The sequence below is a fragment of the Kosakonia sp. MH5 genome (assembly GCF_009935945.1).
Taxonomy (GTDB): Bacteria; Pseudomonadota; Gammaproteobacteria; order Enterobacterales; family Enterobacteriaceae; genus Kosakonia; species Kosakonia radicincitans.
On record NZ_QODH01000013.1, the window covers coordinates 62538 to 81188 of the forward strand.

Annotated in this window: 19 protein-coding genes; 7 read left to right on the forward strand and 12 right to left on the reverse strand. The window is 54.5% G+C overall.

Annotated features, from left to right (window positions below; translation table 11 throughout):
• The first annotated feature begins 129 nt into the window (after positions 1-129).
• The 5 genes from fieF (at position 130) to DK872_RS24140 (ending at position 5574) form a co-directional block, all read left to right on the forward strand.
• Positions 130-1014 carry a CDF family cation-efflux transporter FieF gene (fieF, locus tag DK872_RS24120; protein WP_071921762.1) on the forward strand — a complete coding sequence of 295 codons (885 nt, stop codon included), beginning with the start codon at positions 130-132 and terminating at the stop codon, positions 1012-1014.
• Positions 1015-1213: 199 nt separating this feature from the next.
• Positions 1214-2176, forward strand: coding sequence for a 6-phosphofructokinase (gene pfkA / locus DK872_RS24125; RefSeq protein WP_007369242.1), 963 nt, complete (start codon positions 1214-1216; stop codon positions 2174-2176).
• Positions 2177-2323: 147 nt separating this feature from the next.
• Positions 2324-3313 (forward strand): sulfate ABC transporter substrate-binding protein, encoded by a 990-nt coding sequence (locus DK872_RS24130; protein ID WP_007369241.1) that lies wholly within the window; start codon positions 2324-2326, stop codon positions 3311-3313.
• Positions 3314-3437: 124 nt separating this feature from the next.
• On the forward strand, positions 3438-4196 hold the full coding sequence (locus DK872_RS24135) for a CDP-diacylglycerol diphosphatase (protein ID WP_161518919.1): 759 nt from the start codon (positions 3438-3440) through the stop codon (positions 4194-4196).
• A 73-nt stretch (positions 4197-4269) separates the two neighbouring features.
• Positions 4270-5574: an SLC13 family permease gene (locus DK872_RS24140; RefSeq protein ID WP_072441548.1), complete on the forward strand. Its 1305-nt coding sequence runs from the start codon at positions 4270-4272 to the stop codon at positions 5572-5574.
• Between the two features lie 140 nt (positions 5575-5714).
• Here the strand turns inward: DK872_RS24140 and tpiA are convergent, their stop codons facing one another.
• Together tpiA and DK872_RS24150 are read right to left on the reverse strand one after the other, a co-directional pair.
• Positions 5715-6482: a triose-phosphate isomerase gene (gene tpiA / locus DK872_RS24145; protein ID WP_007369238.1), complete on the reverse strand. Its 768-nt coding sequence runs from the start codon at positions 6480-6482 to the stop codon at positions 5715-5717.
• 107 nt (positions 6483-6589) lie between these two features.
• Positions 6590-7189, reverse strand: a complete 600-nt coding sequence (locus DK872_RS24150; protein WP_007369237.1) for a YiiQ family protein — start codon at positions 7187-7189, stop codon at positions 6590-6592.
• A gap of 112 nt (positions 7190-7301) precedes the next feature.
• Here DK872_RS24150 and DK872_RS24155 point away from each other — a divergent pair, with 112 nt between their 5' ends.
• On the forward strand, positions 7302-7721 hold the full coding sequence (locus DK872_RS24155; RefSeq protein ID WP_007369236.1) for a DUF805 domain-containing protein: 420 nt from the start codon (positions 7302-7304) through the stop codon (positions 7719-7721).
• Here the strand turns inward: DK872_RS24155 and fpr are convergent, their stop codons facing one another.
• The 4 genes from fpr to DK872_RS24175 form a co-directional block, all read right to left on the reverse strand.
• Entirely contained in the window at positions 7722-8468 is a 747-nt protein-coding gene (gene fpr, locus DK872_RS24160; protein WP_007369235.1) for a ferredoxin--NADP(+) reductase, read from the reverse strand.
• A gap of 96 nt (positions 8469-8564) precedes the next feature.
• Positions 8565-9575: a class II fructose-bisphosphatase gene (gene glpX / locus DK872_RS24165; RefSeq protein WP_007369234.1), complete on the reverse strand. Its 1011-nt coding sequence runs from the start codon at positions 9573-9575 to the stop codon at positions 8565-8567.
• A 101-nt stretch (positions 9576-9676) separates the two neighbouring features.
• The gene (glpK, locus tag DK872_RS24170) at positions 9677-11185 is read right to left on the reverse strand and encodes a glycerol kinase GlpK (RefSeq protein ID WP_007369233.1); all 1509 of its coding nucleotides are present in this window, start codon (positions 11183-11185) and stop codon (positions 9677-9679) included.
• 21 nt (positions 11186-11206) lie between these two features.
• A complete protein-coding gene (locus DK872_RS24175; RefSeq protein ID WP_007369232.1) occupies positions 11207-12055 on the reverse strand; it encodes an MIP/aquaporin family protein in 849 nt (282 codons plus the stop codon).
• A gap of 426 nt (positions 12056-12481) precedes the next feature.
• Between DK872_RS24175 and zapB the strand changes: the two genes are divergently transcribed.
• Positions 12482-12727 (forward strand): septal ring assembly protein ZapB, encoded by a 246-nt coding sequence (gene zapB / locus DK872_RS24180; protein ID WP_007369231.1) that lies wholly within the window; start codon positions 12482-12484, stop codon positions 12725-12727.
• Between the two features lie 171 nt (positions 12728-12898).
• Here the strand turns inward: zapB and rraA are convergent, their stop codons facing one another.
• The 6 genes from rraA to cytR form a co-directional block, all read right to left on the reverse strand.
• The gene (gene rraA, locus DK872_RS24185; RefSeq protein ID WP_007369230.1) at positions 12899-13384 is read right to left on the reverse strand and encodes a ribonuclease E activity regulator RraA; all 486 of its coding nucleotides are present in this window, start codon (positions 13382-13384) and stop codon (positions 12899-12901) included.
• Positions 13385-13476: 92 nt separating this feature from the next.
• Entirely contained in the window at positions 13477-14406 is a 930-nt protein-coding gene (gene menA, locus DK872_RS24190) for a 1,4-dihydroxy-2-naphthoate polyprenyltransferase (RefSeq protein WP_035889179.1), read from the reverse strand.
• Positions 14407-14472: 66 nt separating this feature from the next.
• Positions 14473-15804, reverse strand: coding sequence for an HslU--HslV peptidase ATPase subunit (gene hslU, locus DK872_RS24195; protein ID WP_007369228.1), 1332 nt, complete (start codon positions 15802-15804; stop codon positions 14473-14475).
• Positions 15805-15813: 9 nt separating this feature from the next.
• Positions 15814-16344 (reverse strand): ATP-dependent protease subunit HslV, encoded by a 531-nt coding sequence (gene hslV / locus DK872_RS24200; RefSeq protein ID WP_007369227.1) that lies wholly within the window; start codon positions 16342-16344, stop codon positions 15814-15816.
• Between the two features lie 92 nt (positions 16345-16436).
• Positions 16437-17435, reverse strand: coding sequence for a cell division protein FtsN (gene ftsN, locus DK872_RS24205; protein ID WP_161518920.1), 999 nt, complete (start codon positions 17433-17435; stop codon positions 16437-16439).
• A 93-nt stretch (positions 17436-17528) separates the two neighbouring features.
• Positions 17529-18554 carry a DNA-binding transcriptional regulator CytR gene (gene cytR / locus DK872_RS24210; RefSeq protein ID WP_007369225.1) on the reverse strand — a complete coding sequence of 342 codons (1026 nt, stop codon included), beginning with the start codon at positions 18552-18554 and terminating at the stop codon, positions 17529-17531.
• Between the last annotated feature and the right edge of the window lie 97 nt (positions 18555-18651).

The window sequence follows — 18651 nt, forward strand, 5'->3', positions numbered from 1 at the left end:
CAGGTGATCGTTACTCGTCGTTGATTCTCTGTCGCAATGCACTTCACTATCAAACAATCTTACGCTTAATCGTACTATTCCCACCGATGCCATCCGTTATAATTCCCGCAGGACAAAGCAGGAGCGTTTATGAATCAATCCTATGGGCGGCTGATTACCCGGGCAGCAGTCGCGGCGACCGTCATGGCATCGTCACTACTGTTAATTAAAATTTTTGCATGGTGGTTCACCGGGTCGGTAAGTATTCTGGCGGCATTGGTGGATTCTCTGGTGGATATCGCGGCATCGCTGACCAACCTGTTAGTGGTGCGTTACTCGTTGCAGCCCGCTGATGAAGAACATACTTTCGGGCATGGTAAAGCGGAGTCGTTGGCCGCGCTGGCGCAAAGTATGTTTATTTCCGGTTCGGCGCTGTTTCTGTTTTTGACCGGTATTCAGCATCTGGCTAACCCCGAGCCGCTTCGTGCTGCCGGGATTGGTATTACCGTGACGCTAATCGCGTTATTCAGTACTGTGATATTAGTCACTTTTCAGCGTTGGGTGGTACGTAAAACCCACAGCCAGGCGGTGCGGGCGGATATGCTTCATTATCAGTCTGATGTTATGATGAACGGTGCAATTCTCATCGCGCTTGGTCTGTCCTGGTACGGCTGGCACCGGGCGGATGCGCTGTTTGCACTGGGGATTGGCAGCTATATTCTGTATAGCGCGTTACGCATGGGTTATGAAGCGGTTCAGGCGTTGCTGGACAGAGCGTTACCCGACGAAGAGCGCCGGGAGATTGTGGATATCGTCACTGCCTGGCCAGGCGTTAGCGGCGCGCACGATCTTCGCACGCGGCAGTCAGGGCCGACCCGCTTTATTCAAATACATTTAGAAATGGACGATAACCTGCCGTTGGTTCAGGCGCATCTCGTGGCTGAGCAGGTAGAGCAGGCCATTCTGCAACGTTTTCCGGGATCGGATGTAATTATTCACCAGGATCCCTGCTCTGTCGTACCTCAGGGACGTTAAGCACAACAGTGCATTCGTATTCCATTGTAAAAAAGTGAGCCAGACCCGTTTTTTGTGTATAAATTACCGCCATTTGGGCTGACCTGAATCAATTCAGCAAGCAGTGATTGATATACTATTTGCAGCATAGTTGTTCGCTCCCGTGGGGAGTCGCTTCGGGCCACAGAATTTATTTTGCATTCCTAGTTCAGAGGTAGTCATGATTAAAAAAATCGGTGTGTTGACAAGTGGCGGTGATGCGCCAGGCATGAATGCCGCGATCCGCGGGGTCGTCCGTGCCGCATTAACAGAAGGTCTGGAAGTTGCAGGTATCTATGATGGTTACCTCGGCCTGTACGAAGACCGCATGATCCAACTCGACCGCTACAGCGTATCGGATATGATCAACCGCGGCGGTACATTCCTCGGCTCTGCCCGCTTCCCGGAATTCCGCGAAGAGCATATCCGTGCCGTGGCTATTGAGAACATGAAAAAACGCGGCATCGATGCCCTGGTTGTTATCGGTGGTGACGGTTCTTATATGGGCGCCAAACGCCTGACTGAAATGGGTTTCCCGTGCATTGGTCTGCCGGGCACCATCGATAACGACGTTGCGGGAACGGACTACACCATCGGTTATTTCACCGCGCTGCAAACCGTCGTTGAAGCGATTGACCGCCTGCGTGATACCTCTTCTTCCCACCAGCGTATCTCCATCGTTGAAGTGATGGGCCGTTACTGCGGCGACCTGACTCTGGCTGCGGCAATTGCCGGCGGCTGTGAGTTTATCGTTCTGCCAGAAGTAGAATTCAACCGTGAAGATCTAGTTGCAGAAATCAAAGCCGGTATCGCCAAAGGTAAAAAACATGCGATTGTGGCGATCACTGAGCACATCTGCGACATTGACGAGCTGGCAAAATATATCGAAAGCGAAACACAGCGTGAAACGCGTGCGACCGTTCTCGGCCATATTCAGCGTGGCGGCTCTCCGGTGCCTTACGACCGTATCCTGGCATCCCGTATGGGTTCTTACGCTATTGAACTGCTGCTGCAGGGCTTTGGCGGTCGCTGCGTCGGTATCCAGAACGAAAAAATGGTTCACCACGACATTATCGACGCTATCGAGAACATGAAGCGCCCGTTCAAAGGCGACTGGCTGGACTGCGCGAAGAAACTCTTCTGATCGCATGAAAATGCCCTCGGTATGAGGGCATTTTTTTATGTCTGTTTATTCCTCATAGTTATAGCCAATCTTTTTTTATTCTTTAATCATTGATTATCTTTCTGGCACGCTGGTCTTATCAAAATACACAACCAAAGAGAGTGGGCGATGAATAAATGGGGCGTGGGAATTACTTTACTGCTGGCTTCCACCAGCGTTCTGGCTAAGGACATCCAGTTATTAAACGTGTCTTACGATCCAACGCGTGAGCTGTACGAACAGTACAACAAAGCGTTTAGCGCGCACTGGAAACAAGAGACCGGCGATAATGTTGTGATCCGTCAATCTCACGGCGGCTCTGGCAAACAGGCGACCTCGGTAATTAACGGCATTGATGCCGATGTTGTGACGCTGGCGCTGGCTTATGACGTTGACGCTATCGCTGAACGTGGTCGTATTGATAAAAACTGGATCAAACGCCTGCCGGACAACTCCGCGCCTTACACCTCAACCATCGTCTTCCTGGTACGCAAAGGCAACCCGAAACAGATTCATGACTGGAACGATCTGGTAAAACCGGGCATTTCCGTTATTACGCCGAACCCGAAAAGCTCCGGCGGCGCACGCTGGAACTATTTGGCAGCCTGGGGCTACGCTCTGCACCATAACAATGGCGATCAGGCAAAAGCGCAAGAGTTCGTGAAGGCGCTGTATAAAAACGTTGAAGTGCTGGATTCCGGCGCGCGCGGCGCAACCAGTACCTTTGTTGAACGCGGCATTGGTGATGTGCTGATTGCGTGGGAAAACGAAGCGCTGCTGGCAACCAACGAACTGGGCAAAGACAAGTTTGAAATCGTGACGCCGAGCGAATCGATCCTCGCTGAGCCAACGGTTTCTGTCGTTGATAAAGTTGCCGAGAAAAAAGGCACCGAGAAAGTGGCTGAAGCCTACCTGAAATATCTCTACTCGCCGGAAGGTCAGGAGATCGTCGCGAAGAACTTCTACCGTCCGCGCGATCCGCAAATTGCCGCGAAATACGCGAGTGAGTTCCCGAAACTGAAACTCTTCACCATTGATGATGAGTTTGGCGGCTGGACCAAAGCGCAAAAAGAGCACTTCTCTAACGGCGGTACGTTCGACCAAATCAGCAAACGCTAATCCTCCAGACATCGCCCTCTTTTGAGGGCGATGTTGTTTTTACACCTGCGTAAAATCCAGGATTTCCGACTTCACTGCTGTTTTGCGCTATCATTCCGGTTCTTTCAGCAAAGGAAGCGGAAATATGAAAACCGTACGTCGTCTTATCATTGCCCTGTTAGTGCTGGTTGTTCTGGCGGGCGCGGGAACTGCATACTGGTTTAAAGGTCGCGGCAATCCGGACGCGTTGCGGCAGATCGTTATCGGGCAATGCCTGCCAAATGCCCGCGAACATAATTCGCCCGCTCCCTGTACGCAGGTGAACCTGAAAAGTGGTTACGTGCTGATGAAAGATCGCAATGGGCCGCTGCAATTTCTGTTGATGTCGACTTATCGCATCAACGGCACGGAAAGCCCGCTGCTGCTGCAAGCGACAACGCCAAACTTTTTCTGGCAGGCGTGGCAATCCCGCGATGTGATGAGCAAACTGCGCGGCAGCGAAGTGCCGGATAATGCCATCTCTCTGACCATCAACTCCCGCATGGGGCGTACACAAAACCACTTTCACATTCACATCTCTTGTCTGCGCCCCGATGTACGTCGGCAGTTAAATGATAATGCCGCGCGTATTAGCAGCCAGTGGCTGGAATTCCCGGGCGGTTTGCTTGGCCATCAATATTTGGCCCGACGCGTGACGGAAGCAGAACTGGTGCAGCGTAGCCCGTTCCTGATGCTGGCGGAAGAAATCCCGGAAGCAAAAGCGCATATGGGGCGTTTTGCGCTGGCGATGGTGCAACAGGCGGACGGCTCATTTGTGCTGCTGGCAACCGAGCGTAATCTGCTGGCGCTTAATCGCGCTTCTGCGGAGGAAATTCAGGATCATCAATGCGATATCCTCAAATAACCCCACTATAATTCGCGTTTACTCAACCTGCCTGTCGCCGTAGACTTGCTGAAAAAATCTACAGGAGACAGGCATGTCGCTCTGGCTTACTCACCCTCTGTTCCTTCCCTCGTTAATTGTCGGCATCACCATTGTGCTGTGGGCGACCTCGCTGTTACCGGAGTTTATTACTGCACTGCTGTTCTTTACCGCAGCGATGGTGGCGAAAATCGCGCCGCCGGAGGTGGTCTTCGGTGGGTTTGCTTCTTCGGCATTCTGGCTGGTGTTCAGCGGCTTTGTGCTGGGCGTGGCGATCCGTAAAACCGGTCTGGCGGACAGAGCCGCCCGCGCGTTGTCATCGAGGCTGACAACATCATGGCTGCAAATGGTCGCCAGCGTCGTGCTGTTGAGCTATGCGCTGGCTTTTGTGATGCCGTCGAATATGGGACGCATTGCGCTGCTGATGCCGATCGTTGCAGCGATGGCGGCGCGATCGGGCATTCAGGAAGGTACACGTTCATGGTACGGGCTGGCGCTGGCCGTCGGTTTCGGCACGTTCCAGCTTTCGGCCACTATACTGCCCGCCAACGTTCCCAATCTGGTGATGAGCGGTGCGGCGGAAGGCTCTTATGGCATCCATCTCAACTATCTTCCCTATTTGCTGTTGCACACGCCGGTACTCGGCATTCTGAAAGGCGTTATTCTGATTGGCCTGATCTGCTGGCTGTTTCCGGGGCAGCCGCAGGCACCGCGTGAAGAGGCCATTTCTGCGCCGATGAGCCGGGAGGAGAAACGGCTGGCGTGGCTGCTGGCGGTGGTGCTGACGATGTGGGTGACGGAGAGCTGGCACGGTATTGGTCCGGCGTGGACCGGGCTGGCGGCGGCCTGTGTCACCTTGCTGCCGCGCATTGGCTTTATCAATGGCGACGAGTTTTCCAGCGGGGTGAATATCCGCACCTGTATTTACGTTGCCGGGATTTTGGGCTTGGCGATCACGGTGACGCAAACCGGTATCGGCAGTGCGGTCGGGGAAGCGTTGCTGAGGGTGATGCCACTCGATCCAGCTAACCCGTTCACCAGTTTTCTTGCGCTGACGGGCATCACCACGGCACTCAATTTCATTATGACCGCCAACGGTGTTCCGGCGCTGTTTACCACGCTGGCGCAGAGTTTTTCTGACGCGACCGGATTCCCGCTGTTGTCGGTCATTATGATTCAGGTGCTGGGCTACTCCACGCCGCTGTTGCCGTATCAGGCGTCGCCGATTGTGGTAGCTATGGCGCTGGGGAAAGTGCCGGCACGCGCGGGAATGCTGTTCTGTCTGGCGCTGGCAGTGGTGACGTATCTGATATTGTTACCGCTGGATTACGCGTGGTTTAGCGTGCTGGGGAAACTGTAACGGTCTGACATTGCCGGATAGCGATGCGCTTATTTCTGCAGGAGAGGATAGGTGTAAAAAAGCCCGGTGGCGTTAGCGCATACCGGGCCTGGCTTTGCGTAGGGCGGGTAAGCGCAAGCGCCGCCCGCCATGCAACAGCATTACGCCTGTTTTGCGGCTTCTGCTGCTTTGACGATCACGGCGAAAGCGTCAGCTTTCAGGGACGCGCCGCCAACCAGCGCACCGTCGATGTCCGGCTGGGTGAACAGCTCTGCGGCGTTGCCTGCATTCACGGAACCGCCGTACTGAATGATCACTTGCTCAGCCACTTTCGCGTCTGCTTTAGCAATGTGGTCACGGATAAATTTGTGTACAGCCTGCGCCTGCGCCGGAGTTGCGGATTTGCCGGTACCGATCGCCCAAACCGGTTCGTAGGCAATCACTGCGCCTTCGAACGCGCTCGCGCCCTGGGTTTTCAGCACAGCATCGATCTGGCGTGCGCAGACTTCTTCGGTTTTACCCGCTTCGTTTTCTGCTTCGGTTTCACCGATGCACAGTACCGGGATCAGGCCCTGCGCTTTCAGTACGGCGAATTTTTTGGCGATGAATTCATCGGATTCTGCGTGGTAAGTACGACGCTCAGAGTGGCCGATGATGATGTATTTTGCGCCGATATCTTTCAGCATTTCGGCAGAGGTTTCACCGGTGAAAGCGCCGGACAGGTTAACGTCGACGTTCTGCGCGCCCAGGATGATGTGGCTACCGTCAGCAGCATGTTTAGCCAGATCCAGGTACATTTCCGGCGGCGCAATCGCGACCGCACAGCCCGTTACGCCAGCCAGCTCGGTACGCAGGTTTGCAACCAGTTCGTTTACCATGTGGCGGCTGCCGTTCAGTTTCCAGTTACCCATCACTAAAGGATGTCGCATTTTTACTCTCCACGCGCTTGGCGAATTAAGGAATATGGCCGCCCTTCAGGGCAGCATGGTCTGTGAAACAGTATAGAGATTCATCCCCTGAAAGGCTTTGCTTTTTGTCATTTATTGTTATCTTCAAGCGATTCAGATAGCGTCAGCTTAATCGGTTCAACAGCGAAGGTCAGCCCCTTTTCGCCGTTATCTGCCACCACATAACGTACTGCGCCTTCTGTTTCCGCGTAGTACTGTTTGTTTTTGCCGTTATTCAGCAACTTTTGCAGCTTTTGCCCGCTTTGCGCGGTAGTCATCGTCGGCGAAAACGCGCGAATTATCGCTGCCATATACTCCTGGGCTTTCGCTTTCGCCGCCTTTTGCTCTGGACCCTGTACCGGCAGCCAGGTGATTTGCATCGACTTTATTTTCAGCGTACCGCGCTCCAGCGCTGTCGATGCATAAAGATTGTCGTTAATTTTTGTTGCGGCGCGCGTCAGGTTCGCCTGATCGTTACGGCCATCAACAGCGCGAAACTCGTTCAGCGGAAGCGTCGGGTTGTCGGTATTAAATTTTTCCCGGAACTGACTGATCGACTGGTCGAATGTCGGCGCGCCCGGCAGCAGGTAGGGCGCGGTTGCTGTGGCAGGCGTCTCTTCCGCCCACACCGGGGAGCCGAAGATCAGCGCTGAGAAGAGCAGCCAAATCGGGTAACGCCATGCTTTCATTACATCGCCCTCTCTAAAGTGTGCTCACGATTAAAACGATATCGGGCTGGCTTGTCAAAAACTCCCGCTGCCAGGGTAAACTACGCAGCATTACGATAATAAGGAACCTTACATGGGCATACAGCAGTGGTTGTTTTCGTTTAAAGGGCGCATTGGTCGACGCGACTTTTGGGTCTGGATCATCCTCTGGGTAGTGAGCATGACAGTGCTGTTTGCGCTGGCAAACAGTGGAATGCTCGATTTCCAGATGGCCGCGTTTATTCTGGTGTGCCTCATCTGGCCGACTGCCTGCGTAATGGTGAAACGTTTGCACGATCGCGGCCGTCATGGCGCGTGGGGATTGCTGATGGTGCTGGCGTGGATGCTGCTTTCCGGCCACTGGGAAGTGCTGAACGGCACGCTGGAATGGGCGGTGGGACGTCTGATTCCGGTGGTGATTATTGTCATGATGCTGATCGACCTGGGCGCGTTTGTCGGCACCCAGGGAGAAAACAAATATGGCAAAGAGACGCTGGAAGTGAAGTATCGCTGATTACCAGTAGTGTTCTGCGGTGATATGCCCCGGTCGGCGGCGCAGGTGCTTGGTCATTTGCCGGGAATCTTTAAGGAGTTGTGTGGTATCGCGTACCATTTGCGGGTTGCCACACAGCATCACATGGCTGGTTTCGGTGTTCATCGGCAGCCCGACGGCTTCTTCCAGCGCACCGCTTTCAATCAACGCCGGTACGCGTCCGGTCAGTGAGCCGGAAATCGTCTCCCGGCTGACTACCGTCTGAATACGCAGTTTCCCTTCATAACGCTGTTGCAGTTCCAGCATCAGCGGCAAGTAGCTGAGATCCGCGGCATAGCGCACGGCGTGCACCAGCACCAGATTTTTAAAGCGTTGCAGATCCTTGCCTTCCTGCAAAATCGACAGATATGGCCCAATGGCGGTGCCGGTGGCCAGCATCCATAGCGTTTCGCAATCCGGTACTTCCTCAAGCACAAAGAAACCGGCGGCTTCGCTGACAATTTGCACTTCGTCTCCCGGTTGCAGGGCTGCCAGGCGCGGGCTGAGTTTGCCTTCCGGTACGGTGACAAGATAGAACTCGAGGTCGGGGTTACCCGGCGCATTGACGTAAGAGTAAGCGCGCTGAACGCGCTCGCCGTCAATTTCCAGACCAAGTTTGGCGAACTGCCCGGCAGTGAAGGGGTTAACGGGGGCATGCACGGTGAGGCTAAATAGCGCATCGGTCCAGAACTGCACCTTAGTGACTTTTCCTGTTACCCATTCCGCCATGGTTATCTCCTGTTCAGTTGCGTTGCCTTATCTTCGTGCCTGTGGAGGGAGATTTCCAGCCCGTGCGGGCCGGAAAGCTCAATTGAACAAATAGCCTTACAGGATGTGGCGTTGCACATCCGGATCTTTACGATCGAGGTAGTGGATGGACTGAATGCGGCGAATCGTGCGCGATTTCCCGCGGATCAATAGCGTTTCCGTGGTGGCGATATTACCTTTGCGGGTAATGCCATCCAGCAGATCGCCTTTGGTGATGCCGGTTGCCGCAAAAATCACATTATCGCTACGCGCCATATCGTCCAGACGCAGCACGTTGCCCGCCTGAATGCCCATGCCACGGCAGCGTTTCAGCTCCTGTTCGCCGATGCGGCGGTTCTCTTCGCTGTCGCCTTTCACCTGATGGCGCGCCAGCAGACGTCCCTGCATGTCACCATCAAGCGCGCGTATCACCGCTGCGGAAACCACACCTTCCGGCGCGCCGCCGATACCGTACAGCACATCGACTTCGCTATCCGGCATACAGGTAAGAATGGACGCCGCGACATCGCCGTCGGGAATGGCAAAAACGCGCACGCCGAGCTTTTGCATCTCTGCAATCGTTGCGTCATGGCGCGGTTTGGCAAGGATGGTGACCGTCAATTCAGTCAGGGGTTTGTTCAGCGCGTCAGCGACATTGCGCAGGTTATCCGCCAGCGGCAGATTGAGGTCGATAGCGCCTTTAGCGCCTGGGCCGACAATCAGTTTTTCCATGTACATATCCGGCGCATTCAGGAAGCAACCCTTATCGCCGACAGCCAGTACCGCCAGCGCATTTGCCTGGCCCATCGCTGTCATGCGGGTGCCTTCAATAGGATCGACCGCGATATCCACGGCGTCGCCTTTTCCTGTGCCGACTTTCTCACCGATAAACAGCATCGGCGCTTCATCGATCTCCCCTTCGCCAATGACGATGGTACCGTCAATGTCGACATTGTTGAGCATGATGCGCATAGCGTTTACCGCTGCGCCGTCCGCCGTGTTTTTATCGCCACGTCCCAGCCACTTGTAGCCAGCCAGCGCCGCAGCCTCGGTAACGCGGGAGAATTCGATGGCAAGTTCTCGTCTCATAACACACTCTGTAGTGAAAGAAATTGCACAAAGTTTACCACAGGGAGAGGGGGAGAGGATTGATCCCCTCCCCCAAACGGGGGAGGGGAGAGGTGGCAGGATTACTCGTCGTGTTCTTCCCACGCCAGCGCGCGTTTAACGGCTTTTTTCCAGCCGCTGTAACGGTAGTTGCGCTCGGTGGTTTCGATGCCAGGGCGGAATTCGCGTTCGATGACCGCTTTTTCCTGCAATTCATCAAGATTCTGCCAGAAACCGACCGCCAGACCAGCAAGGTAGGCCGCGCCCAGCGCCGTCACTTCACGCACTTCCGGGCGTTCTACGCGGGTGCCCAGAATATCGGACTGGAACTGCATCAGGAAGTTGTTGGCCACCGCGCCGCCATCCACACGCAGCGCGTGTAAACGAATACCGGAGTCTGCCTGCATCGCTTCCAGAACGTCGCGCGTCTGGTAGGCGATCGATTCCAGCGTGGCGCGAATGATGTGGTTAGCGTTCACACCGCGCGTCAGGCCGAAGATTGCGCCGCGTGCGTACGGGTCCCAGTATGGCGCGCCGAGGCCGGTAAAAGCGGGAACCACATATACGCCGTTGGTGTCTTTTACTTTGGTAGCGAAATATTCAGAGTCGAATGCATCGCTGATCAGCTTCATTTCATCACGCAGCCACTGGATGGAAGCCCCCGCCATGAACACTGCGCCTTCCAGCGCGTAGTTCACTTCGCCTTTCGGGCCGCAGCCAATGGTGGTCAGCAGACCGTGCTCGGATTTCACCGCTTTCTCGCCGGTGTTCATCAGCATAAAACAGCCGGTGCCGTAGGTATTTTTCGCCATCCCTTCTTTCACGCACAGCTGGCCAAACAGCGCGGCCTGCTGGTCACCGGCGATCCCGGCAATAGGAATACGCGTACCGCCTTTACCACCAATGTTGGTCTGACCGTACACTTCGGAGGATTTGCGCACTTCCGGCAGCATGGCGCGCGGGATATCCAGCGCATCCAGCATTTTGTCGTCCCAGTCCAGCGCGTGGATGTTGAACAGCATGGTACGCGAGGCGTTAGTGTAATCGGTCACGTGAACGCGGCCCTGCGTCATTTTCCAGATAAGCCAGGTATCCACGGTGCCGAACAGCAGTTCGCCGCGCTTCGCACGTTCACGGGAGCCTTCAACGTGATCGAGGATCCACTTCACTTTGGTGCCGGAGAAGTACGGGTCAATCACAAGGCCGGTGGTGTTGCGCACGTACTCTTCCATGCCATCGCGTTTGAGCTGCTCGCAAATCTCGGCGGTACGACGGCACTGCCAGACAATCGCGTTGTAGATCGGTTTGCCGGTTTCGCGTTCCCAGACGATGGCCGTTTCACGCTGGTTGGTAATACCGATGGCGGCGATTTCGTCGGAGTTGATGTCTGCCTTCGCTAACACTTCGACCAGCGTGGAGCTTTGCGATGCCCAGATTTCCATGGGATCATGCTCAACCCAGCCTGGCTTCGGGTAAATTTGTTCAAATTCGCGCTGTGAAACGCTGATGATGTTGGCGTCGTGATCCATCACAACCGCGCGGGAACTGGTAGTACCCTGGTCGAGCGCAACGATATATTTTTTGTCAGTCATGGTTAGAGTCCCGTAGTCACATTACAGCGAAGCTTTTTGTTGAGTCGTTGAGGCAGTGCCTTTTTCTTCCGCCGCCTCACTGGTTCCTGACGGCAGATGGCGGCCAATCAGTTTACGATAACCGAACGCACCGAGCGCCGCGCCTACGATCGGCCCGAACAGCGGTACGAGGAAGTAGGGAATATCTTTGCCGCCGGTAAAGGCGACGTCGCCCCAGCCTGCGAGCCAGGCGAAGGTTTTCGGGCCAATATCACGCGCCGGGTTCATGGCAAAGCCGGTCAGTGGCCCCATTGACGCGCCGATAACCGCAATCAGCAGACCAATCAGCAGGGGGGCCAGCGGCCCGCGTGGAACACCATTGCCATCATCACCCAGCGCCATGATGACGCCCATCAGAACAGCGGTAATGACCATTTCAACTGCGAAAGCCTGCACAAAGTTGATGTGCGGGTTAGGGTAGGTTGAAAAGATACCCGCTAAATCAAGACTTTCGACGCTGCCGCGCACCATATTGTGCGTATGTTCGAAGTCGAGGAAAAGATTGTAGTAAAGCCCGTAAACAAGCGCCGCTGCGCAAAACGCGCCGGCAAACTGCGAAATGATGAAGGGAGTTACTTTGCGCCCGTCAAAACTGGCGAAGAGCCATAGTGCGATCGTTACCGCGGGGTTAAGATGCGCGCCGGAAACCCCTGCAGTCAGGTAGATGGCCATAGCCACGCCAAGACCCCAGATGATGCTGATTTCCCACTGGCCGAAGGTGGCACCTGCCACTTTCAGCGCTGCGACACACCCGACACCGAAAAAAATCAACAACCCGGTTCCGAGAAACTCGGCGATGCACTGGCCTTTTAAGGTTGATGTCTGACTCATAATCGGATCCTGCTAAAGAGTAATGGTTATTGTTAGCATGGGGCCAACGTCTCCCATGATGTCGTGTAGACATAGTGTTAATTTATCGTTAACGAGCAAAAACGAGAAATATCGAAATTAAAATGTGTGTACTGCGTCAATAAAATGAGCGTTTTCGCGCGAATTGGGGTGTTTTTGTACCATATCGAAATGTGAGCTGAATCATTTTTGTAACTTCACTCTTAACAATTTAGAGACGGGCACCGCTGTTGCACCAGGATGAGGACGAAAAGTGTTGCAAAGCGCAAACAGCGCGGCTCCGCGCTGGACAGGGGCTGGCGTGATTCATACAATCGGAGGCAAGCGAAATGCGCTCATTTTTATTAAGGCGTCGCCGGTATTAGGGACGAAGATTTACCTATCAACGCCTTGCAACTCAGGAGAGGTATGACAATGTCATTAGAAGTATTCGAGAAACTGGAAGCGAAAGTGCAGCAGGCGATTGATACCATCACGCTGTTGCAGATGGAAATCGAAGAGCTGAAAGAAAAGAACAATAGTCTGGCGCAGGACGTTCAGGCTGCACAGCATAGTCGCGAAGAGCTGGAGCGCGAAAACAACCAGCTGAAAGAGCAGCAGCATGGCTGGCAGGAGCGTTTGCAGGCGCTGCTGGGCCGCATGGAAGAAGTCTGATTACGCTTTATCTTTCACGGTGTTGGCTGCGCGCATTCACTCCGGTCAGGCTATCTGTGCTGCCGGGAATTCATTTGCTTGCCGCCTTGCTACAACATGAAATCGTTCGGATCGGATAAGCGAAGCGTTGTCTGACGCAAAAGAAGAAGGGCGCCTGATGGCGCCCTTTTTTTACTCGATATCGAGGGGATCTTCGGAAAGGATAATGCCGGTATTGTCGGCATACAGATGGTCGCCAGAGAAGAAGGTGACGCCGCCGAAATTGACGCGCACGTCGCTTTCACCAATGCCTTCACCTGCTGCGCCAACCGGAATAGCGGCAATCGCCTGGATGCCGATATCCAGCTCTTCCAGATCGTCAACCTGGCGCACAGCACCATAAACCACAATGCCTTCCCACTCGTTTTGCACCGCAGTGCGTGCGAGATCGGCGTCGATTAACGCGCGACGCATAGAACCGCCGCCGTCGACCAGCAGGACGCGACCACGGCCATTTTGTTCGAGCAGATCGTACAGCAACCCGTTATCCTCGAAACATTTCACCGTGATGATTTGTCCGCCAAAAGACGACCGACCGCCAAAATTAGAGAATAGCGGCTCTACAACGTTGATCTCTTCCTGGTAGATGTCACAAAGCTCAGAAGTATCGTATTTCATAGGATTAACGTTCAGTTGATGCGAGAAACGTTAGTATATCGCGCATCCCGCACTGTTGGCAAAATCATCAATTGTTAATTGACATTAATCAGTTAAAGGTGTGTCTGGCTGAGAATTATTCCAATAACAAACAATAAGTTAGTAAGCAATGCGCCTTTTACCGTACGTTCAAGCATTGGCGGCATAGCGCGCGGATCGCGTTCGCGCAACACAAAGCGCACTTGTTTGATAAGTAGCGGTGCTGCAAGGAGAAATAACCATCCCCACAGACTATGCAATGACAGCAGGTTGAACAGCGCCAGGCACAGCAGCGCGCCGATCAGCAAGCTGGCGTGATAACGGCGGGCGTTGATTGGCCCTAAACGCACCACCAGCGTGTTTTTGCCGTTCTCGCGGTCACTGTCGATATCACGCAAGTTATTGATATTCAATACAGCAGTCGCCAGCAGGCCGCAGGCCGTGGCGGGCAGGATAACCGCCGGGATCAGCATATGCGTTTGTAGATACCAGCTTCCCATCACGCTCAGCCAGCCAAAGAAAATCAGCACTGAGATATCGCCAAGGCCGAGATAGCCATACGGGCGCTTACCAATGGTGTAGGTAATCGCCGCAATGATCGACAGGCCGCCGAGCACGAGGAAACCGATAAAATCTGCCAGCGTCTGGGTTGCTGCCGTCACCAGCAACAGCCCGGAAATGCAACTCAGCACAATCACGATAATCAGCGCTCGTTTCATTTGCGCGAGCGAGATAGCACCTTTCTGCATACCGCGCAGCGGCCCAATGCGATCCGGTTTATCGCTGCCCTTCACTGCATCGCCGTAATCATTGGCAAGGTTGGAGAGGATTTGTAGCAGGCCAGCGGTGATCAGTGCGAGCACGGCGACCAGCGGATCAAAATAACCTTGCCACCACGCCAGCACGGTGCCCACGACAATGGCCGCGAATGCCAGCGGTAATGTTTTAGGTCGCAGGCTTTCCAGCCAGGCCTGAGTAAGGCTGAGAGATTGCGTTTCGTTCATAAATTACGCCAACAAAAATGGGGGCATAAGCCCCCATCGAGTGTGATGAAAACGTTGTGAACGGGATTATAGGATAAAACGGCTCAGATCTTCATCTGCCACTAAAGCATCAAGGTGCTTACTTACATAGTCGGCATCGATGATAATGGTCTTACCGCCCAGATCGCTGGCGTCGTAGGAGATGTCTTCCATCAGGCGTTCCAGCACGGTATGCAAACGGCGGGCGCCGATGTTTTCCGTGGTTTCGTTCACCTGCCAGGCAGCCTGCGCAATGCGTTTGATGCCGTCGTCAGTAAATTCGATATTCACGCCTTCGGTCGCCATCAGTGCTTTGTACTGTACCGTCACAGACGCGTTTGGCTCGGTCAGAATGCGCTCGAAATCTTCCGTCGTTAACGCCTTCAATTCAACGCGAATCGGCAGACGGCCCTGCAATTCCGGGATCAGATCCGACGGGCTGGCAACCTGGAACGCGCCGGAGGCGATAAACAGAATGTGATCGGTTTTCACCATGCCGTGCTTGGTTGAGACGGTGCAGCCTTCCACCAGCGGCAGCAGGTCGCGCTGTACGCCTTCGCGGGAAACGTCCGGCCCGGAGGTGTTGCCGCGCTTACAGATTTTGTCGATTTCGTCGATAAACACGATCCCGTGCTGCTCAACGGCTTCGATAGCGTCCTGTTTCAGCTCTTCCGGGTTGACCAGCTTCGCGGCTTCTTCTTCAATCAGCAGCTTCATCGCGTCTTTAATTTTCAGCTTACGCGGTTTCTGCTTCTGCCCACCCAGGTTCTGGAACATGGACTGCAACTGATTGGTCATCTCTTCCATGCCCGGAGGCGCCATGATCTCTACGCCCATCGGTGCAGCAGCGAGATCGATTTCAATCTCTTTATCGTCGAGCTGGCCTTCGCGCAGTTTTTTGCGGAAGGACTGGCGCGCAGCTGAAGGTTCAGCGGATTGCTCCGGTTGGCCCCAGTTGTTTTTCGCCGGTGGGATCAGCACGTCGAGAATACGCTCTTCAGCCAACTCTTCGGCGCGGTAGCGGTTTTTCTCGATCGACTGGATACGTACCATTTTCACTGCGGAATCGGTCAGATCGCGGATGATAGAATCCACTTCTTTCCCGACATAGCCCACTTCGGTGAACTTGGTCGCTTCAACTTTGATAAACGGCGCGTTAGCCAGTTTCGCCAGACGACGCGCAATTTCGGTTTTACCGACGCCGGTCGGGCCGATCATCAGAATATTTTTTGGTGTCACTTCGTGACGCAGCTCTTCATCAAGCTGCATACGGCGCCAGCGGTTACGCAAGGCGATTGCCACAGAACGCTTAGCCGCGTCCTGGCCGATAATATGTTTGTCCAGTTCGCTGACAATTTCGCGTGGGGTCATTTCAGACATGGGAGATCCTTACGCTTTAGAGGGTAATTCTTCGATGGTATGGAAGTGGTTGGTGTAAATGCAGATATCGCCTGCAATATCCAACGCCTTCTCAGCGATTTCACGCGCGCCAAGCTCGGTATTTTCCAGTAACGCACGGGCTGCGGCCTGGGCGTATGGCCCACCGGAACCGATAGCGATCAGGTCATTTTCCGGCTGAACCACATCACCATTACCGGTGATGATCAGCGACGCGTTCTCATCTGCCACCGCCAGCAGCGCTTCCAGCTTGCGCAGCATGCGATCGGTGCGCCAGTCCTTTGCCAGCTCGACAGCCGCTTTCACCAGATGGCCCTGGTGCATTTCCAGTTTGCGTTCGAAGAGTTCGAACAAAGTGAAGGCATCGGCCGTACCACCGGCAAAACCTGCGATAACTTTGTCGTTATACAGGCGGCGGACTTTTTTCACGTTGCCCTTCATTACGGTATTACCCAGTGTGGCCTGGCCATCACCGGCAATAACGACATGGCCGTTACGGCGTACGCTTACGATTGTTGTCACGAGCAGACCCCTTGGTTACAAATGCAGAATACAGCGCCCCGCACAGCGTACGGGGCAGAATGCAATTATAGATGGGGGGGATTTCGGGGGTTTCAACCCCCGGAGGCGAGACGGATACAGTTTGTATGACCCGCCATTTTCAGACGGCTAATGGTGGAATCAGCATTCTCTTTGCCTTTCACCGGGCCAAGTACCACGCGGTTCCAGCCGTTGTTGCTGGTGATACGTGAATCAAACCCTTCGAACGCCAGCTGGGCGCGAACGGTTTCTGCCTGCTCCTGGCCTTTAAACGAACCGCACTGGATCATCCAGCGGCGGTCATCTTTTTTCTCCGCCGTTTGCGTTTTCGGCGCTTCCGCCTCACGTGTTATCGGCGCAGCCTGCTGCGCTTTCGGCTGTGCTGCGGTAGTATGCGGCGGCGTTTGCAACAGATCCTGATACGGCTGCGATGTTGCGGCGGCTTTCGGCTGCTGCTGCGTTTGCGTCTGTGTTTGACGCGGCGCAGTGGCCGTTGTCCGAGCCGGTTGTTGCTGTACCGGTTGTTCCACTACACGCGTCTGCGTACGCGGCTGCTGTACCGGCTGCGTTTGCGTCCACTGCGGTTGCTGCTGCTGAGCCTGGCGCTGGCGCTGCAACGTTTGCTGACGTTGTTCCGGCGTCTGTTCGTTCCACGGCACTTCATTAAGCTGCGTCGGCTGCTGGCGCATATCCGCCTGCATCTGCGCTAACAGCTGGCGCTGTTCATCTGTCAGCTGATCCGGGTTTTTCACTTCGCCGCCTGCAGAAGGTTCAGTAGGCGCAAGCACGCCTGGCTGACGGCTTTCCAGCTCTTTAATGTAGCGCCAGCGCTCTTCCGGCTTCGGCGGCAGGCCGTTACCGGTGACCTTTTGATTTTGTAGCGATTCGGATTCTTCTTTTTTGTGGTGCGTAATAAAGTACAGACCACCGATAAAGGCGACCAGCACGGCGGCCGCGATGGCGACCATGGCTGGAGAGACCGCAGACCTGCTGCGTTGCTTTTTCCTTGAGTTGCTCGCTTTTCGCCGCGCAGGAGCCGGCTGGCCGCGGCGTACATAATCTCGTTGTGCCACTATCGTTTCGCTGTATTTATATCGTTTATCAGCCCGCCATGTTACTTAAGCGACGGGCTTTTGACCAGAAGGGGGTGTCTTAAAGCCAGGTATTTACGTAATCGCCCGGGTACTGCCGCGCAGGATCAATTCGCAATCCAGCAGGCGCGATCCGCTATTGACGTTATGACCTTGCAGTTGTTCCAGCAGGAGCAGCATCGATTCCCGGCCAATTTCGTAGCGCGGCTGCGCAACGGTGGTTAGCGGCGGGTCAGAGTACTCTGCCAGTGAAATGTTATCAAAACCGATAATCGATAAGTCGTCCGGTACTTTCAGCCCCCGGCGTTTGGCGAGCGACAGCGCACCCAGCGCCATAACGTCGCTATGGCAGAACACCGCCGTTGGCGGCTTGGGCAACGCCAGTAGCTGTTCCAGCGCGTGCGCTCCGGCTTCAAAGGTAAAATCACCGCGTGCAATATAGTGCGGATCGACAGTCGTTCCTGAGCGGCGCAGCGCCTGCACATAACCCTGCAAGCGGTAGTGGCACAATGGCATCTCTTCCGGCCCGGCAATACAGCCAATCAGATGGTGCCCCTGTTCCTGTAGATAATTGACGGCGTTAAAAGCGGCGGTCAGGTTATCAATGTGTACGGTAGGCAGCTCCAGCTCAGGAGCAAATTCATTCGCCATGACCATCGGCGGCAAATTGCGCTGCTCTTCAATACTGGCGTCGAACGGCAGGCGTGAACCTAACAGCAGCATGCCGTCGATTTGCTTGGTAATGATCAGATCGATAAAGGTTTTTTCTTGCTGATTCTGGTGGGCGCAGTCGCCAATCAGTACCAGATAGCCGTGTTCGGCTGCGGTAACTTCGATACCGCGAATGATTTCGCTGAAAAAGGGATCGCAGATATCCGGCACAATCACCAGCAAAGTGCGGGATTCGTTTCGCTTGACGTTACGCCCCATCGACTGGGGTAAATAACCCACTTCCATGGCGGCTTGCTCAACCCGATTACGGGTCGTCTGCGACACTTTTTCCGGATTCATTAATGCACGGGATACGGTTGCCGTAGAAACCTTTGCTTTCATGGCAACATCTTTCATGGTCGCTGCTGCAACCTGATTTTTGGGTTTCAACTTGTTCTCCTCGCATGCACGGCGCAAGCGTAGTCACATTTTTATCAGATAGTTAGGCGCAGCGGTTACAGAATTTTCATGAAAAGTGTGATGAAAG

What these genes read in the sequence shown, in the direction of transcription:
- fpr (WP_007369235.1), bottom strand. Translation starts at nt 8,468, where the DNA reads ATGGCGGAATGGGTAACAGGAAAAGTCACTAAGGTGCAGTTCTGGACC.
- DK872_RS24150 (WP_007369237.1), bottom strand. Translation starts at nt 7,189, where the DNA reads ATGAAAGCATGGCGTTACCCGATTTGGCTGCTCTTCTCAGCGCTGATC.
- rraA (WP_007369230.1), bottom strand. Translation starts at nt 13,384, where the DNA reads ATGAAATACGATACTTCTGAGCTTTGTGACATCTACCAGGAAGAGATC.
- tpiA (WP_007369238.1), bottom strand. Translation starts at nt 6,482, where the DNA reads ATGCGACATCCTTTAGTGATGGGTAACTGGAAACTGAACGGCAGCCGC.
- DK872_RS24140 (WP_072441548.1), top strand. Translation starts at nt 4,270, where the DNA reads ATGTCGCTCTGGCTTACTCACCCTCTGTTCCTTCCCTCGTTAATTGTC.
- DK872_RS24155 (WP_007369236.1), top strand. Translation starts at nt 7,302, where the DNA reads ATGGGCATACAGCAGTGGTTGTTTTCGTTTAAAGGGCGCATTGGTCGA.
- DK872_RS24135 (WP_161518919.1), top strand. Translation starts at nt 3,438, where the DNA reads ATGAAAACCGTACGTCGTCTTATCATTGCCCTGTTAGTGCTGGTTGTT.
- pfkA (WP_007369242.1), top strand. Translation starts at nt 1,214, where the DNA reads ATGATTAAAAAAATCGGTGTGTTGACAAGTGGCGGTGATGCGCCAGGC.
- DK872_RS24130 (WP_007369241.1), top strand. Translation starts at nt 2,324, where the DNA reads ATGAATAAATGGGGCGTGGGAATTACTTTACTGCTGGCTTCCACCAGC.
- hslU (WP_007369228.1), bottom strand. Translation starts at nt 15,804, where the DNA reads ATGTCTGAAATGACCCCACGCGAAATTGTCAGCGAACTGGACAAACAT.
- zapB (WP_007369231.1), top strand. Translation starts at nt 12,482, where the DNA reads ATGACAATGTCATTAGAAGTATTCGAGAAACTGGAAGCGAAAGTGCAG.
- fieF (WP_071921762.1), top strand. Translation starts at nt 130, where the DNA reads ATGAATCAATCCTATGGGCGGCTGATTACCCGGGCAGCAGTCGCGGCG.
- DK872_RS24175 (WP_007369232.1), bottom strand. Translation starts at nt 12,055, where the DNA reads ATGAGTCAGACATCAACCTTAAAAGGCCAGTGCATCGCCGAGTTTCTC.
- glpK (WP_007369233.1), bottom strand. Translation starts at nt 11,185, where the DNA reads ATGACTGACAAAAAATATATCGTTGCGCTCGACCAGGGTACTACCAGT.
- glpX (WP_007369234.1), bottom strand. Translation starts at nt 9,575, where the DNA reads ATGAGACGAGAACTTGCCATCGAATTCTCCCGCGTTACCGAGGCTGCG.
- menA (WP_035889179.1), bottom strand. Translation starts at nt 14,406, where the DNA reads ATGAACGAAACGCAATCTCTCAGCCTTACTCAGGCCTGGCTGGAAAGC.